Consider the following 16,154-nt stretch of genomic DNA (forward strand, 5'->3'; position numbering starts at 1 on the left):
GTGAAGGCAGTTGGCGCAGAATCGCATTTATCAGAACGAAGCCTTCGCCAAAAGAGAAGCCCTGTGCACTTTGATCTCGCCGATTTGCGCCTGCTGGTTGCGATCTCCACCTCCGGCAGCCTGAGCAAGGCCGCTGCCAGCATTCCGGTCGCGGTCTCCGCCGCCAGCACCCGCCTGCGCCTGTTCGAGGAGCGCTGCGGTTTTGCAGTATTCACCCGCAAAGCCGACGGCATGCAACTGACGCCGGCCGGCCGCCTGGTGCTGGAAGCGGCGAGCAGCGTGCTGGGCGAGGCACAGAAGCTCAACGACACCCTCAAAGAGCTGACCGGTCGGCGCCGTATTACTTTGCGCCTGGCCGCCACCACCGTCACCACCAGCAGCCTGTTGCCCGCCGTGCTGGGCGCGTTCCTGGCCGATTACCCGGAAGTGGATTTGCAACTGACCGAGTACAGAAGCGCAGACGTCATGCGTGCAGTGCTCACGGGTGAATGCGAAATCGGTGTGTATGACGGCAGCGTCATCAGCGATGGGGTGTTGTCGTTGCCATTTCGCAGCGAACGCCTGGTGATGCTGGTGCCCACCGGTCACCCGCTGGCGGAACGCGAACACACGCAGCTGCGTGACGCCTTGGGCTATCCCTTCATCGGCATGCCGGCCGAGCGGGCCATGCAGCGTTTTGTCGAAGAGCGGGCGATGAAACTGGCGATGCCGTTGCAGATACGCGTGCGCGCCCCCAGCTTCGAAGCCATCGCCCAACTGGTTGCCCAGCGTGCCGGCATCGCCATGCTGCCGCAAACCACGGCGCTGCGTATGGAACAGGAGCTACCGGTACGCATGGTATTGCTCGAAGAGCGCTGGGCAACGCTTGAGCTGCGCCTGTGCATCAAGGGCTGGGAGTCGCTGAGTACGCATGGTCGTCAGTTGGTGAGCTTCTTGTCGGATGAGCAACAGCGGCCGACCTGACACAACCTGCGGCTATTGCTTCAAATAGGCCGTTGGCACCGTCTGAACTCGCCGCGTTGTTTCTTGTTCAAGGGAAAGTCCTTTTTCATGGAATGTCAGTGTGTTGATTTCACCAGCGGGTCAGACGTTCGTTAGCGACGAACGCCTTGATGTGCTGGACAAAGCGCTCATGAAACTTCGACATTTTTTTCTGTGGCGGCAACAACATGGCGAAGTCCATTTCAATGGCCGGTTCAAAGCGTCTGAAGACAATACCCTGTCCCTGATACTCCCGGGCGCTGATGACATCCACCAGGGCTACCCCAGTCCCTTGCTCGACAAACTTGCACATCGCCGTGGACAGCTGGGTTTCCACATTCAACTGACGCTCTACCGCGTGCGCGGCAAAGATGGCATCGATGTGTTGCCGAGACGCCACCGTTTGCGGGAACGAGATGAACGCCTCGCCTTCCAGGTCTTCCGGAACGATCACCTCCTTGGCCGCCAGGCGATGCGCAACCGGCAGTGCGCAGAGCAGATACGAGGTAATGAGCTTCTCACCCCAAGGGCTGGCGTAGGCGTTGGGTTGGGCGATGAAGCCTATGTCGCAGCGTTCGCCGACGATGGCGTCGACGACTTCTCGCGACGACTGCACCACCAGGCTGACCTGCGCCTGTTCATGGGTCTGCAAAAAGGCATTGATCGCGCGTGGCATGAACGACAACCCCAATGCCGGAACGCAGGCAATCTGCAATGAGCCTCGGGTGAGGTTGGCGATCTCTCGCGCGGTGCGTGCGATGCGCTCGACACCGAGCAACGAGCGCTGGACTTCCTCATACAGCACCAGGGCTTCTGCGGTGGGTTGCAAGCGGCCCTTGGTGCGTTCGAACAGCGCAAAGCCGATGTTTTCTTCCAGCGACAGGATCAGCCGCGTGGCGGCAGGCTGCGAGATATGCAGCATTTCGGCGGCGCGCGTCACGGTCTGGCCGAGCATCACCGCACGAAAGGCTTCCAGCTGACGAAGGTTCACTCAAGGACTCCATAACAAAAAGACATGGCTTACCCAAAATAAAGCATTTTTCAGCGCAGCATAAGCGCCCTAGCATCTGAAAAAACAAACGTTCTATCCCGATTTCCGGCATCTGCAGATGTCTTGCTGACCCGGAAGCAGATGAAGCAGGCCTTATGCAAAAATGTGATTTCACCGTTGTCGGTGGCGGTCTGGTGGGTATGGCCATCGCCTACGGCCTTTCAAGGCAGGGGCTAAGCGTCCAAGTGCTGGATGAAGGCGACACTGCGTTCAGGGCTTCGCGTGGCAATTTCGGTCTGCTCTGGGTGCAGGGCAAGGGTTACAAAATGGCGCCCTATACCGGTTGGACGCGCGCGTCCGTGGCGCTGTGGCCGGAGCTGGCGGCCATGCTGCTGGCCGACACTGGCATTGAGGTTCATCTCAAGCAACCTGGTGGCTTTCAGCTGTGCCTTTCCGATGCGGAACTGGCTGAAGAGGTCCACATGCTGCGCTCGATTCAGACGGCGCAGGGGGGGGAGTATCCCTTCGATGTGCTTGAGGGCGCAGAGCTGCGCAAGCGTCTGCCTGGCGTTGGCTCAGGCGTGGTCGGTGCTTGCTACTCGCCGATGGATGGCCACGTCAATCCGCTGAAATTGCTCCATGCCTTGCACGCCGCCTGCAAGCGGCGGGGGGTACAGATTCTCAACGGACGCAAGGTCACTGGCATCAGCCCGCTGGCGAGCGGTTACAGGATTGAGACCAATGAGGGGCCAGCCACGTCTGCGCGTTTGGTGCTGGCCGCCGGGCTTGGCAACAAGCCGCTTGCCGCGATGCTTGGGCATCAGGTGCCGATTGAGTCGAGCCGCGGACAGATTCTGATTACCGAACGGATGCAGGCGTTTCTCCATCATCCGACCACTTATGTGCGCCAGACCGATGAAGGCACGGTTCAACTGGGCGATTCGGCGGAGCGTGTGGGGCTCGATGACCGCACCAGCGCCTCGGTCATGGCACTCATTGCCGCCCGTGCCGTCACCTGCTTCCCGTTACTGGAAAACGTCCGCTTGGTCCGCGCCTGGGGCGCCTTGCGCGTTCTGAGTCCGGATGGCGCACCAATCTATGAAGAGCTGGACAACGCGCCCGGCTGTTACCTGGTGTCTTGCCACAGCGGCGTGACCCTGGCGGCGGCGCATGCCTTGAAACTGGCTCGCTGGATTGCCGGGACCGAGCCTGTTGCGCAAGTGAGCGCCTTCACCCTCAGTCGTTTTTCCCCTGCACAGGACCTTGCACATGTCAGCTGACAGCCTTTTTACCCAGCTGCCGCGTGAGCAGGGGGTGAGTGATATTGAGTTTGATGGCCAGCGCGTGTCGGTGCCCGCCGGGATCTCGTTAGCGGCGGCACTGCTGGTCAGCGGTGTCAGAAACTGCCGCCGCACGCCGGTCAGCGACAGCCCCCGTGCGCCGTATTGCCTGATGGGCGTGTGTTTCGAATGCCTGGTGGAGGTCGACGGCGTGCCGAATTGTCAGGCCTGCATGATCACCGTGCAGAGCGGGATGCGGGTATTCAGCCAACACGGTGCGCGTGCTGTGCCAGCCGGTGCAATGAATGAGGGTAGCGACAATGAGTGCTGATACGGTCGACCTGTTGATCATTGGTGCAGGCCCGGCAGGCATGAGTGCCGCGGTGCAAGCGATGCGCCATGGCTTGTCGGTGACGGTGCTCGATGAGCAGCCCGCGCCGGGCGGGCAAATCTATCGCAATGTCCAGCACACCGATGCGTCTCAACGCGCCGTGCTCGGACCTGACTATGAAGACGGTCTGCGTCTGGCCGATGAATTTCTGGCCTCTGGCGCCCGCTACATCAAGGGCGCGTCAGTCTGGTTGGTTGATGAGCATAAGCACACGCACTACGTGCTCGACGGCCAGGCCTACGTGATCAAGCCCCGATGCTTGCTGATCGCCACCGGGGCCTATGAACGGCCAATGCCGGTGCCGGGCTGGACATTGCCAGGGGTGATGACGGCCGGCGCCGGGCAGATCCTGCTGAAAAACGCCGCACTGTTGCCGGCTAAACCGGTGGTGCTGGCTGGGTGTGGGCCGTTGCTGTATCTGCTGGCGGTGCAATACCTCAATGCCGGTGCGAACGTCGCAGCACTGGTCGACACCTCGACCCGCGCGGATATGTTGCGCGCCTGGAAGCACGTACCGCGCGCACTTAAAGGCTGGCCAGACCTGCTCAAAGGGCTGTCGCTGCTCAACCGTTTGCGTCGTGCCGGCGTTAAACACTATCGCGGTGCACACGCATTGCGGATTGAAGGGCAGGCGCGTGCACAAGCGCTGTCGTTCGTGAATGCCAGTGGCGAGCAGCGTATCGAAGCCGAACTGATTCTGCTGCACCAAGGTGTGGTTCCCAATACGCAGATCAGTTGGTCTTTGCGCCTGGAGCACCAGTGGAATGAAGCCCAGTTGTGCTGGCAGGCAACCCGCGATCGCTGGGGCGAAACCAGCCTGCCAGGGGTGTTCATCGCCGGTGACGGCGGGGCTATCAGCGGCGCCTTGGCGGCGGCGCTGCAAGGACGGTTGGCTGCGCTGGCGGTTGCGCAACAGTTGCAGCGCCTGAGTACCGACCTGTTCGAGCGTCAGGCACAGCCGCTGCAGGCTGCTTTGAGTCGCCACCTGGCAGCGCGGCCACTGATCGATGCGATTTATCGCCCCCTGGTGCAAACCCGCATTCCTGCCGACGAGGTCATCGTCTGTCGCTGTGAGGAAGTGACGGCCGGCGAAGTGCGCCGCTATGTCGAGCTGGGGTGTCAGGGCCCGAATCAAACCAAAGCCTTTGGCCGTTGCGGCATGGGCCCCTGCCAGGGTCGGCTGTGTGGCCTGACCGTGACGCAAATCATTGCCGATCAACGCAACGTACCGGCGGCGAGTGTTGGCTACTACCGCATCCGCCCGCCGATCAAGCCAGTGACCCTCGGTCAACTGGCCAGTGAATCCACCCTTGGCTGATCAGGAGTTGTCATGAGCACAATCGAACGGCTGCAAAGAACCCCGCGCCTTAGCCGGGCCGTTACACACAACGGGCTGGTATGGCTGAGCGGGATTGTCGCGACGGATTTCAATGAAGACATCGCAGGCCAGACCCGGCAAGTGCTGGCGCGCCTGGACGAGCTGCTGGAAACGGCCGGGACGTCGAAGTCGCGACTGTTGAACGTGCAAATCTGGTTGAAAGACATGGTCGGCGATTTTGCCGGAATGAACGATGAGTGGAGCCAGTGGGTAGCCCCCGGAGCAGAACCTGCGCGTGCAACCGCAGGCGTTTCGTTTGATGACGACAATATCCGCATCGAAATCGTTGCGGTGGCGGCGCAGTAATCAATAGTTGCTGCATTTCAACAGCTCAATGTACTGATAAAAATAAAGCGTTCTGGAGCAATGTATGAAATTGAAAACGGGTCTTTCGGTGGTGGCTTGGCTGTCGGTGTTTGCGCTGTTCACGAATGCCCATGCCAGTGAACGAGAGCTGCGCATTGGCATTGAAGCGGCGTACCCGCCGTTCGCCTATAAAACCCCTGACAACAAGCTGGTCGGCTTTGACTATGACATCGGCGAAGCGTTGTGTGCCAAGCTGCAGGCGAAGTGCAAGTGGATCGAAATAGAATTTGATGGCTTGATTCCATCGCTGAAGGTTCGAAAAATCGATGCCGCTATCTCATCGGTGTCTATTACCGAAGAACGGCTGAAATCGGTCGATTTCACCACCAGCTATTACCGTCTGCCCGCCCGCGTGGTCACCCGCAAAGATAGCGGCATCACCCAGGTTCCCGCTGATTTGGCCGGCAAACGCATCGGTGTGCAGCGCGCCACCAACTTTGACCGCTACGCAACCGAGCGCTTCGAGTCGTCAGGGGCGCAGATCGTCAAATACGGCAGCCAGAACGAGGTGTTCCTGGACCTGCTCTCCGGGCGTCTGGATGCGGCCCTGGCAGGCTCGGTTGCCATCGAGGAAGGGCTGTTGAAAGTATCGGGTGGCGCAGACTATCAATTCGTTGGCGAGCCCTTTACCGAAGAAAAGTACTTTGGCACGGGCGCAGGTATTGCCGTACGTAAAAAGGATCCTTTGGCTACCGAGTTGAACCAGGCATTGGCAGCTATTCATGCGGATGGGACTTATGATGCGATTCGCAAAAAATACTTCCAGTACGACATTTCCGGCACGCCTTGATGAGGTCGAGCTGCAAGCGTTGAAGTACTTGTTTGATGATGAGTCTTGTCTGGCAGGGTGGTGTGTTGAGCGTGAACACTTTGTGGTGCAGGCGCGTGAACTCACCACAACGGGTTTCTATTCAATCATCAAATGCACACTGCCGGGCAAAATCGTCAGCGCCTCAAGGGAAATCAGCAAAACATTCAAGTACCCCTCATTGGCCAAGGGTGGGGCGTATGTGTGCTGGATCGAGCACGACGCTACCCTGTGCCTGGAGGGCTTTGCAGAACGAAGCTGGCCAAAGGCGCTTACGCCTTTGGCCCTGCAGTAAGCCAGCACTTGGTAGGAGCGGGCTCAGTAACTCATGCCGTCTTCGATCGCGATGCCTTTGGCGCGCATCTGGGTGATCAGGCCGCCGCGCACCGTGGGCACGTTGAGCAACGACTGGCGCCGCACCGCGGCCACTTCCTCGCCGGTGTAGGGTTGGTAGTGTTCGGGCAGGCTGCTGCCAGCAATGCCGTCTTTGCGCATCAGCCAGTTGATGAGCATGGCCAGTTGTTCATCGTTGAGTGCCGACTGAGCCATGCCCGGCACCCGCACGAGGAACTCTCGTCCACCGTCAACCTTGAGGAAGTTGCCAACGAAGTCCTTCATGCGCGGCACATCATTGGCCCGGGAGCCGCTGCCGTCGCCAAGGTGGCAGCCCGCGCATTGCAACTGGTAGTTCACCGCGTTGCTGTAGCCCGCCTCGGCGATCGGCGTTTGCACGGCCTCGTTGCCCGGGGCGTGCTTCTGGTTCGGATTGGGGATGGCGCGCGCCATGGCAAGCGGGGCTGCCAGGGCGCAGGTCAGACCGACGATCAGTAATGAGCGCATGGTCCGGGCCATCTCAGATCGCGACGCCGCGGATGATCGACACGGTGCAATGGTAGATGTGCGATTTGGCCGCCAGGCACCAGTTCACGTCGTTGTTGTTGAACGGGCGATAGGCCGGCTCCTCACTGTCGTTGCGGGTACAGGCGCACTGGTTGCAGCTGTGCTTACCGCAGCAGTCGTTATAGGAAATGATGTAGTCCTTGCCATCGGCCGGGTTGCGGCAGGTGCCGATCCAGGTGACCTGGGAGGCTTCGGTGCCAGGTGGGCAGGCGTTCACGCTACCGCCGCAGCAGGAGCACAGAAAGCCGTCGACCGAGCAATAACGCCAGTAGTCGCAGCTGTTCGGATCTCCCGGGTCACCTGCCATCGGCTTGTCGGCGGCCAGTGCCTTGCTGGTACGGTCGATCGGCAACAGCACGGGCAGGGCGGCACCGGCAATCATCAGCGAGCCGAGGCGGCCGAGTAGTTTGCGTCGCGAGGTGGTGTCGGCGACGTGGCGGGCGGAGCGCTCGAACAGGCGGTCGAGGAGTTTCATGGGGCTCTCCTTTCGTTATCGTTATGCGTGGGAGTGGGGCGTGCTGTGATCATGCGCATGCGCGTGGTCATGACCGTGCAGGTACTGCTGCAGGGTGGCGCTGCCCAGGTGCTCGGCTTCGAACAGGCTGTCGAGGTGTTCACGGGAGTTGACCAGGCCTTTGGCACGCAGCACACCGTGCTGGTCGATCAGCGCGGCATAAGGCAGCTTGCCGATCTGGTAGGTCATGCCGATTTCCGGGCCGACCACGTAGGTGGCGTCTTCGAGTTTGTGTTCCTGGATCAGCTTTTGCTGAGCGTCCATGTCGCCGTCACTGACGAACACCACGTCGAGGCGGTTGGCCTGGTCTTTGGCAATCGACTTGATCGCTGGCAGCAGCGATTTGCAGATCGGGCAGGTTGGCGAGAGGAAGAACAGCAGTTGGGCTTTCTCACCGGCGTAGCCGAAGTTGACCGGGCGGCCGTTGCGGTCAGCGGCGGTGACTTGTGGCGCCGGTTCGTTGACCGCGACGCCTTTGTCGACCATCAGCGCGCCGGCCGGGGCCAGACGCGAGTGCAGTACACCGATCTGACGGACCAGGCCCATGACGGCGAAAGACAAGGCGATCAGCAGCGCCCAGAGCAGGATGTTGGAGACGATCAAGCCTTCCATAATTCACCTTCCAATAAGTTTGAACAGACGAGGGCCGTTGGCCAGCAGGCCTTCGGCAGCAGCGTAAACAAGCAGCAGAACGGTGCTCGCGGCGATCACCACGAAGCCGTCGAAAAAGCCAAGATCGCGGGCCTGTGGGGCAATGCCGGCAACCAGCGCCAGCGCCACCAGCACGCTGTTACGGGCCAGCAGCACCGGGCGCAGCGGTTGCGCCTGATCGGGGCCGGAGCAGCCGCAGTCGATGTCGGCGCGGCCACGCCACAGGTTGATGCCGATGGCGGCGGCGTACAGCGCCAGCAAGGCGGCGGCCAGCAGCGCAGCGCTCGGCCGGCTGGCCGGAACCAGCAAGGCGAACGCCACGCCGATTTCCACCAGCGGCAGGCCACGGGCAATCAGCTTGAGCAGCACCTTCGGCAGCAACTGGTAGTCTTCCAGTTGCCCAGCGAAGCGGGCCGGCGCGCGGACTTTGTGGGTCGCGGCGCTGGCCAGGATCACCGCAACGGTGATCGCGCTGGCGAGAATGTAGATCGGGTCGATAAGCATGGGCTCACCTCGCTCAGTGACTGAGAATCTGCGTGGCGGTTTTATGCAGCTTTTCCATGGTGCCGGTGTGTTTGTTGCTCTTGAGGTCGAAGATATCCATGCCGCCGCCGACGTTGATGCCCAGCAGCAGCGGGTTGGCATCGCTGGTAGCCTGCAGGCTCCAGATCGGCGCGCCTTCAGTGCTCAGGGTGGCGATCTTCTTCTGGGTTTTCAGGTCGAAGGCCCAGATGGTGTTGCTCGGGTCTTCCCACTTCATCGCTTCGTGGGCGTCGTGCATCAGCACATACAGGCGGTCGAGTTTCGGCGCCACCGCCATCAGCTGCCAGCCACCCGGCGCCCAACCAGCCTTGCGTTCTTCATCGCTGACCAGTGACCAGGTCGGCAGGATCTTCGCTTCCTGGCCAGACAGGTCGAGGGTGTGCACAGTGCCGGTGGTGCTGGTGAAGTAGAAAGTGTCACCGACGTTCACCGCACGCTCGACCAGTTTCTCCGCGTTCGGGTCGAAGAACTTGGTCTGGGTACGGGCGGTTTCCTTGCCGTCGTCGCCGAGGGTCAGCAGCTGGATGCTGCCGTCGCCGCACAGCGAGGCGATGCGGCGTTTGCCCACCGGGTAGCTGAGCACGCAGCCGGGAATGGCGATTTCGCCGACCACAGCCTTGGCTTGGGCGTCGACCACGGTGATCGAGGTCGAGGGGGTGAAGTTGTAGATATAGACGAAACGGTCGTCGGCGCTGGTGGACAGGCCGAAACGCTGCGTCAGCGATTCAGAGCGTTTGGAAGGAATCTGCACTTCCCAGTCCGGCGACAGCGTCGAGGTGTTCCATGCGGTCAGCACGTCGGTGCGGGTGCCACGGGTGCCGCGCGAATAGAAGATGTCAGCGCTGTACAGCAGCTTGCCGTCACGGCTCAGGGTTGAGGGCGCGGCGAAGCCGGTGCTGACCATGCCGAGGAAACGCTTCTGATCCGGGTCAATCACGATCACGCGACCGGCGACGAAACTGTCGAACTCAACGTCGATCATGTAGGCGCGGTGCGGCGAAGGCGGCGAGGGCAGCACGGTCTGGCCGATGCCGGTGTCGGCGGGCAACTCGGCCAGGGCGGTGTGCAGGCCGGCGAGTGACACACCAAGAGCCAGTGTGGTTTGAGCAAGGATCCTGGTTATTCGCATCAGGGGGGGCTCCCTTAATTATTGGATTTAGCGGGTCGCGAAGGCATCGACAGGGTTCACTGGCCTAGTCTGCCCTGAGGGCGTGCAGGGGACATTGCTGTGTCTGCCAACCCGTTGTGTGCCTGTGCCAGTCCGCAACCGCTGCCTGTCACTGGCCGTTGGCCGGGCGGGCAGGGGCTGCGGACTGCACAGCGGGGAAGGTGCCTCAAATGCGGAAACTGTCCACCAGGTGCTTGAGGCGGGCGGCCTGCTGTTCCAGGTCGGCGCAGGCACGCAGGGTGGCGTTGAGGTTTTCCACGCCTTCCTGGTTGAGGAGGTTGATTTCGGTGATATCCATGTTCAGGGCCTCGATCACCGAGGTTTGTTCTTCGGTGGCGGTGGCGACCGACTGGTTCATTCCATCAATATCACCAATACGCTGGGTCACGCTGCCGAGGCGATCACCGGCCTGATTGGCGATTACCACGCTGTCGGCACTGTGGCACTGGCTTTCGCTCATGGTCGTGACCGAGTCGCGGGCATCCACCTGCAGGCCCTCGATCATGCTCTGGATTTCCTGTGCCGAAGTTTGTGTGCGATAGGCCAGGCTACGCACCTCGTCGGCGACCACGGCAAAGCCGCGCCCGGCTTCACCGGCCCGTGCTGCCTCGATGGCGGCGTTGAGGGCGAGCAGGTTGGTCTGTGCAGAAATGGCCTTGATCACTTCAAGGATCTGACCGATGTCGACGGTCTTGCTGTTGAGCGTTTCGATCGTGCTGCTGGAGGCGCTGATTTTGCTCGACAGCTGGTGCATCGAGGCGATGGTTCTGGCCAATACCTGGCTGCCTTCTTCGGCGAGCTGGCGTACGTCAGAGGCCTGATGCGAGGCGTCGGCGGCGTTGCGCGCTATTTCCTGGGCGGCCGCGCCGAGCTGGTTGATCGCGGCGGCGACGCTGTTGGTGCGGCTGGCCTGTTCGTCGGAGTTGGCCATCGACGAGTTGGACGCGTTGACCACCTGAGTGGCTACCTCGTTGAGCTGGCGTGTGGCCGAAGACACTTCTCGGATCGAGCTGTGGATGCGCTCGACGAAATGGTTGAACGCTCTGGCTAACTGGCCGATCTCATCGCGCGACTGCACGTTCAGGCGGCGGGTCAGGTCGCCGTCTCCTTGGGCAATGTCTTCGAGCATGTGCGTCAGGCTCTGCAACGGCCGGGTGATACGCAGGGCCGCCAGCCAGATCAGCAGTACGCCAAGCAGCGCCGCACCGCCGCCGAGCAGCAGTTCAAGGTTGGTGGTGTGCTCGCGTTGCTGGTCAAGGGCGTGCTCCAGGCGTTGCACTGGTGCCAGGAGGACCTGCTGCGGTACGCCCACCAGAATGCCCCAGGGCGCGGCGCCGTCGATCGGCTGCAGCGGTTCGAGTACCTTGATCTGCGTCGGGTCGGCGAACACCTTGGCCTGCTGGCGCTGCAAGGCGCCCATGACCTCGTCGGCAGCGCTACCCAATACCTGGTTCAAGCGTTGGCCGAGTTGGCTGGCATCCTGGCTGTGCGCCGCCATCACCCCGCTGGGGCTGATGATGCTGATTCTGCCGTTGCCGTCGAACAAGCCACGGCTGCTGCTTTCGCTGCTCTGTTGCAGGGCGGCGAGGTTGATGTCGAGGCCGATAACGGCGATGACTTTGCCGTTTTCCAGCAGCGGGAAGGCAATGCTGGTGACCAGTTTGCGGGTGCCGGAGGCTTCATCGAAGTAGGGTTCGAGCACACACGCAGCCCGGCGTTCGCGGGCGCAGGTATAGAAGGCGTTGTACGGGCTGCCGCTGGGACCGGGTTGGGTGTTGGCCAGCAGGCCCTCGTCGCCGATCACCGCTTGCAGCTCGCCGGGAGTGCTCTGCACCCAGTACAGGGCGAAGCGTCCGGCTTCATTGCTGCCCAGCTCGGCCTGACTGGCGAACTGGCGGTCCTCGCCGTCCAGGGCGTTGGCTTCGAAAATGACATACAGCCCGAGCAGGTCGGGCTTGTCGATCAGGGCCTGGCGCAGTTGCCGGGTCATTTCCTGGCGCAGTTGTTGCGGCGCCAGTTCACCGTGTTGCGCACGTTGGCGCAAATACAGCAGGTAGCGTGACAGGCCCTGGCCGTATTCATGGGTCTGCATAAAGGTGCGTTGCACCTGCAAGGCCTGCACTTTGGCCAGCGCCTGCATGTGACGCTCGGCGGCACTGGCGAGCATGCTGCTACTGGCCTGTTTGACCTGCTCGCTGCTTTGTCCGGCCTGATACAGCGACAGCCCCACCAAAAGGGCGACGATCAGTAACAGGCAAAGGCTGGCGAGCAGGGTGATCTTGTTCTGGATAGTCAGGAGACTGCGGCGCATGACAGGGACTCAGATCGGGATGCATCCAGGGCGGGTGACGGCAGCGCCATCACCCGCAAGGCTTCAGAAGAAGGTGGCGAACACCAGCTGGCCGTAGAGGTTGTTGTCGTTGCTGCCCAACTGAGTGCCGCCTTGCTCGGCGCTCTTGTCCGGTTGGTAGAGGCCGATCAGCGGCATCACCATCAGGTGCTCGTTGACGGTCCATTCCGCATACAGGTCGAATTCTTGGCCGTCGGTGTTGCCCAGGTCACGGTCGATGGTGTCGAAGTTGAACCACAGTGCACCCACATTCAGGTTTTCCAGCGGCGACACGGTGAATCCGACTTTCTGGATGCGCGAGTTGCTGTTGAACGGACCGGCGTAGTTGCCTGCAACTTCACCCTGGAACCAGGTGCCAAAACCGCGGCTCAGGCCGTAGAACAGGGTGTCGTAGCCTTCCGAGAAGCGGCTGTAGCGATAGCTGAGGTTTGGCTTCCAGGCGACGTCGGCGAAGGTCCAGCCGGCCTCCAGGTACCAGGCGTCTTCGGTGGCGGTGTGCGGTTTGTCCTGATGGGCGTATTCGCCGGAAAGGAACAGGTTTTCCACCCCGGCATTGCCGTTGGCGCGCAGGCTGTAGGTCTTCATGCCGTCGCGTTCCAGTTGCGCTGGCGAGGCGTACTGCTCATCGACATCGGTGGTGCCGATGTAGGTCAGGCCAACGGTACCAGCCTCGGCCACGTGCTCGAGGGTGGCGACGTGCATTTCGGTCTTGGCCTGGGCACGGTTGTCCGATTTGAGCCACATCAGGTCGCTGCGCCAGCCTTCCTTGCCACCCAGACGCAGCACGGCAGTCTGGTCGAAGCTCTTGCGCGCAGCCAGGTAGTAGGCACCACCGCGGTTGAACTCGCCATCGGCCAGACCTTTACCGATGTTCAGCGAGTCGCCCTGAATCAGAAAGCCATCGCCGACACTGACGTTCTGGCGACCGAATGACAGGTCGACACCATCTTCGCCCAGGGCTTGAAACAGGTTGCCGGAACGCCAGCCGAGGTAGGCGTCTTCGATCTTGGTGGTGCGCTCGGAGCCATCGCTGAACCCGGCGGCATCGCCGTCACCCCAGGTGCCGGAACTGAGCAGGGCGAAGGCACCGTAGGCGCTACCGGCACCGCCCAGGCCCTGGTCGCCACTGAGGCCGTACTTGATGTAACCCTCGCGCCACGACGACGAGCCAGGCGCCAGGCGCCCGGAAGTCGCGTAGTTTTCCTCACTATGGAACACACCGAACACCGCTTCGAGGTTGGCGTTCAGGTGGCTGTTGTCATCGGCGTACAGCTCATAGGCACCCACCTGGGTGGCGGCGCTGACCAGCAAAGCGAGCGTTGAGAGGTGAAGCAAGGGCGACTTGTACATGGACGGGGTTCCGTTCTTATTAGTGTCGGCGAGCAACTCGAATGAGTAGCTCCGGATACTAAGTCGTCGCTGCGCGCCGTCCTTGTGCCTGCTTGCCATCTGTTTGCGTGTGTCTGCCAGATTGTGCCCCGGGCCCACACGGGCGGTTTATGCCTGGCCTAAAGCTGCTGATTTTTTTGGTTTTTTTATAAGATTTCGCTTTACGACAGGTACATACCTGCGTAATATGCGCCCCACAGCAGGCACATAGCTCAGTTGGTTAGAGCACCACCTTGACATGGTGGGGGTCGTTGGTTCGAGTCCAATTGTGCCTACCAAATCTCGACAAAAAGGGCGATCCGCAAGGATCGCCCTTTTTGCATTTGGGCACTGTAGGAGCGGGCTTGCCCCGCGATTGCGGTTTGTCTGACTCACCGCATCGCGGGGCAAGCCCGCTCCTACACGCCCGCGTCTCAATCGGCAAAACCATGGAAACTCGCGAAACCTGCCAAGGCTTCGCGCGGCGTCTTCAAGCTGTTTTCCGCCGCATCCCGTACTTCATGCCCCAAGGCGATACCGCACACCAACAGTTGCTCGGCAGGCAGCGGCACATGTGCACGCACAACCTGGTGGTATCCGGCGAAGGCAGCCTGGGCACAGGTATGCAGGCCGCGGGCCCTGGCTGCCAGCATAAAGGTCTGAACGAACATCCCCAGATCCAGAAAGCTGCCAGCGCCGAGGCGGCGGTCGAGGCTGATCAACAGGCCAACCGGCGCGTCGAAGAAGCTGAAGTTGCGCAGTTCCTGGCGGCGGCGTGCGGCGTTGTCGTCGCGTACGATCCCCAGGGTTTCGTAGAGTTCGAAGCCCACGTCACGGCGTCGCGCCTGGTAGGGTTCGAACCAGTGCTCGGGGTAATAGGCATACTCGGGTTGCGCTGCACCGGCATCGGCTACGTGGCGCAAAATGTCGCTGCACAGTGCCTGCTTGCGCTGGCCGGTAACGACCTGCACCTGCCACGGTTGGGTGTTGCTGCCACTGGGCGCGCGGGCGGCCAGCTCAAGCAGTTGCTCGATGGTCGAGCGCGGCACTGGCCACGGCTGAAAACGGCGGACAGATTTGCGCGAGCGAATCGCGGCGTCAACGTGCATGGTGGTAAGTCCTTGGGCTCAGTGTTTGTTGTCGCTCAAGTGTTCGCGACGGATGCCGAACAGTAGCAACAGCGTGCCGATGATCAGCGTGATCGCGATCATGTCGAAGGCCAGGTACAAGCTACCGGTGGCCGATTTGATCGCGCCGACTGCCGCCTGACTGACCACACCTGCCAGGCCGCCGATGCAACTGATCACGGCAATGCCGATGGCGGCGCTGGACGGTGTCAGCAGGGCCGGAGGAATGGTCCAGAACAGCGACACCGCCGACAGCGCTGCGGCTGCGCCCACGCTCATCAGGATCACCGATGCAAGCAGATGGCCCTGGGCCGGTCCCAGCAGCAGGAAGCACAGGGCACTGAGCAACACCGTGAGTGCGACATGCCAGCGGCGTTCCAGGCGACGGTCGGAACTGCGCGCCAGCACATACATGCCGACAATCGCCCCGGCGTAAGGCAGGCTGGAGATCAGGCCGATCTGCTTCAGATCCTCGACGCCAAAGCTGCGGATCAGGGTCGGCATCCAGTACGACACGGTGTTCGAGCCACTGTAGATACAGAAGAACACCAGGCCGGCAATGTACACCCGTGGTTGGCGCAACACATCGATCAGGCGTGCCGGCGCGGCTCCGGCGCCTGCTTGCTGTGACAGGGTCGCAGCGATCACCGATTTTTCGCGGTCGTTGAGCCAGCGCGCGTCCGCCGGGCGGTCTGCCAGGCAGCACCACACCAGAATGCCCAGCAGGATCGCCGGGATGCCCTCAAGCACGAACAGCGCCTGCCAGTCCTTGAGCCCCAGCCAACCATCGAAGTGGCTCATGATCCAGCCCGCCAGCGGGCCGCTGATCATCCCGGCGCTCATCGCCGCCATCAGCAGTACGGCGGTGATGCGCGCCCGCCAGGCAGCCGGGAACCAAAAGGTGAGGTAAAGAATCATCCCGGGGAAGAACCCGGCTTCCGCCACCCCCAGGCAAAAGCGCGCAACAATCAACTGGGTAGGCGTGGTGACGCAGGCTGTGGCCACGGTCACCAGGCCCCAGAGAATCATAATGCGGCCCAGGGTGGCCCGTGCCCCGACCCGTTGCATGTACATATTGCTCGGCACTTCGAAGAGGATATAGCCGAGGTAGAAGATGCCCGCGCCGATGCCGTAGGCCGCGTCGGTCAGGGCGATGTCTTCAGCCATGCGCAGTTTGGCGAAGGCGACGTTGGCACGGTCGATGGTGTTGATCACATAGCCCAGAAACAGCAGCGGCAGCAGGCGCCAGAGGGCCTTGCGCAATACGGCGTCGGCTTCGGCGGTGGACGGTGGGGCAAACGACAGGACCTGCTCGGATGGTGATGACATTGACGGTCT

The 16,154-nt window shown here is 61.7% G+C and carries 17 protein-coding genes, 1 tRNA gene and 1 pseudogene; 8 read left to right on the forward strand and 11 right to left on the reverse strand.

Annotated features, from left to right (window positions below):
• Positions 1 to 63: 63 nt before the first annotated feature.
• On the forward strand, positions 64 to 963 hold the full coding sequence (locus ACVWSC_RS10445) for a LysR substrate-binding domain-containing protein (protein WP_442113561.1): 900 nt from the start codon (positions 64 to 66) through the stop codon (positions 961 to 963).
• Between the two features lie 109 nt (positions 964 to 1,072).
• Here the strand turns inward: ACVWSC_RS10445 and ACVWSC_RS10450 are convergent, their stop codons facing one another.
• Entirely contained in the window at positions 1,073 to 1,972 is a 900-nt protein-coding gene (locus tag ACVWSC_RS10450; RefSeq protein WP_442113562.1) for a LysR substrate-binding domain-containing protein, read from the reverse strand.
• Positions 1,973 to 2,127: 155 nt separating this feature from the next.
• Between ACVWSC_RS10450 and ACVWSC_RS10455 the strand changes: the two genes are divergently transcribed.
• The 6 genes from ACVWSC_RS10455 (at position 2,128) to ACVWSC_RS10480 (ending at position 6,490) form a co-directional block, all read left to right on the forward strand.
• Positions 2,128 to 3,252 (forward strand): NAD(P)/FAD-dependent oxidoreductase, encoded by a 1,125-nt coding sequence (locus ACVWSC_RS10455; protein WP_442113563.1) that lies wholly within the window; start codon positions 2,128 to 2,130, stop codon positions 3,250 to 3,252.
• Complete coding sequence (locus tag ACVWSC_RS10460; RefSeq protein WP_442113564.1) at positions 3,242 to 3,583, forward strand: (2Fe-2S)-binding protein; 342 nt, start codon at positions 3,242 to 3,244, stop codon at positions 3,581 to 3,583. Before ACVWSC_RS10455 ends, ACVWSC_RS10460 begins: the two co-directional genes overlap by 11 nt.
• On the forward strand, positions 3,573 to 4,961 hold the full coding sequence (locus tag ACVWSC_RS10465) for an FAD-dependent oxidoreductase (RefSeq protein ID WP_442113565.1): 1,389 nt from the start codon (positions 3,573 to 3,575) through the stop codon (positions 4,959 to 4,961). The genes ACVWSC_RS10460 and ACVWSC_RS10465 overlap by 11 nt, the downstream gene beginning before the upstream one ends.
• 12 nt (positions 4,962 to 4,973) lie before the next feature.
• Positions 4,974 to 5,327, forward strand: a complete 354-nt coding sequence (locus tag ACVWSC_RS10470) for a RidA family protein (RefSeq protein WP_442113566.1) — start codon at positions 4,974 to 4,976, stop codon at positions 5,325 to 5,327.
• 64 nt (positions 5,328 to 5,391) lie between these two features.
• A complete protein-coding gene (locus tag ACVWSC_RS10475) occupies positions 5,392 to 6,177 on the forward strand; it encodes a transporter substrate-binding domain-containing protein (RefSeq protein ID WP_442113567.1) in 786 nt (261 codons plus the stop codon).
• Entirely contained in the window at positions 6,125 to 6,490 is a 366-nt protein-coding gene (locus tag ACVWSC_RS10480; protein ID WP_442113568.1) for a hypothetical protein, read from the forward strand. Before ACVWSC_RS10475 ends, ACVWSC_RS10480 begins: the two co-directional genes overlap by 53 nt.
• A 23-nt stretch (positions 6,491 to 6,513) precedes the next feature.
• Here the strand turns inward: ACVWSC_RS10480 and ACVWSC_RS10485 are convergent, their stop codons facing one another.
• The 8 genes and pseudogenes from ACVWSC_RS10485 to ACVWSC_RS10520 all read right to left on the reverse strand — a co-directional run bounded on the left by ACVWSC_RS10485 (position 6,514) and on the right by ACVWSC_RS10520 (position 13,671).
• Complete coding sequence (locus ACVWSC_RS10485) at positions 6,514 to 7,035, reverse strand: cytochrome C (protein WP_442113569.1); 522 nt, start codon at positions 7,033 to 7,035, stop codon at positions 6,514 to 6,516.
• A 13-nt stretch (positions 7,036 to 7,048) separates the two neighbouring features.
• On the reverse strand, positions 7,049 to 7,570 hold the full coding sequence (locus tag ACVWSC_RS10490) for a methylamine dehydrogenase light chain (RefSeq protein WP_442113570.1): 522 nt from the start codon (positions 7,568 to 7,570) through the stop codon (positions 7,049 to 7,051).
• A 21-nt stretch (positions 7,571 to 7,591) separates the two neighbouring features.
• A complete protein-coding gene (gene mauD, locus ACVWSC_RS10495; protein WP_442113571.1) occupies positions 7,592 to 8,221 on the reverse strand; it encodes a methylamine dehydrogenase accessory protein MauD in 630 nt (209 codons plus the stop codon).
• A 3-nt stretch (positions 8,222 to 8,224) separates the two neighbouring features.
• Complete coding sequence (locus ACVWSC_RS10500) at positions 8,225 to 8,764, reverse strand: MauE/DoxX family redox-associated membrane protein (RefSeq protein WP_442113572.1); 540 nt, start codon at positions 8,762 to 8,764, stop codon at positions 8,225 to 8,227.
• Positions 8,765 to 8,777: 13 nt separating this feature from the next.
• Positions 8,778 to 9,932 carry an amine dehydrogenase large subunit gene (locus ACVWSC_RS10505; RefSeq protein ID WP_442113573.1) on the reverse strand — a complete coding sequence of 385 codons (1,155 nt, stop codon included), beginning with the start codon at positions 9,930 to 9,932 and terminating at the stop codon, positions 8,778 to 8,780.
• 205 nt (positions 9,933 to 10,137) lie between these two features.
• A complete protein-coding gene (locus ACVWSC_RS10510) occupies positions 10,138 to 10,902 on the reverse strand; it encodes a methyl-accepting chemotaxis protein (RefSeq protein ID WP_442114287.1) in 765 nt (254 codons plus the stop codon).
• A gap of 93 nt (positions 10,903 to 10,995) precedes the next feature.
• A pseudogene (locus ACVWSC_RS10515) lies at positions 10,996 to 12,282 on the reverse strand (methyl-accepting chemotaxis protein); the annotation flags it as partial.
• A gap of 63 nt (positions 12,283 to 12,345) precedes the next feature.
• The gene (locus ACVWSC_RS10520; protein ID WP_442113574.1) at positions 12,346 to 13,671 is read right to left on the reverse strand and encodes an alginate export family protein; all 1,326 of its coding nucleotides are present in this window, start codon (positions 13,669 to 13,671) and stop codon (positions 12,346 to 12,348) included.
• 240 nt (positions 13,672 to 13,911) lie between these two features.
• Here ACVWSC_RS10520 and ACVWSC_RS10525 point away from each other — a divergent pair.
• Positions 13,912 to 13,988: transfer RNA gene (locus ACVWSC_RS10525), tRNA-Val, on the forward strand.
• A 135-nt stretch (positions 13,989 to 14,123) separates the two neighbouring features.
• Here the strand turns inward: ACVWSC_RS10525 and ACVWSC_RS10530 are convergent.
• Positions 14,124 to 14,798, reverse strand: a complete 675-nt coding sequence (locus ACVWSC_RS10530; protein WP_442113575.1) for a nitroreductase — start codon at positions 14,796 to 14,798, stop codon at positions 14,124 to 14,126.
• An 18-nt stretch (positions 14,799 to 14,816) separates the two neighbouring features.
• Positions 14,817 to 16,145 (reverse strand): MFS transporter, encoded by a 1,329-nt coding sequence (locus ACVWSC_RS10535; RefSeq protein ID WP_442113576.1) that lies wholly within the window; start codon positions 16,143 to 16,145, stop codon positions 14,817 to 14,819.
• Positions 16,146 to 16,154: the final 9 nt, after the last annotated feature.

This window comes from Pseudomonas sp. NUPR-002, from assembly GCF_056322725.1.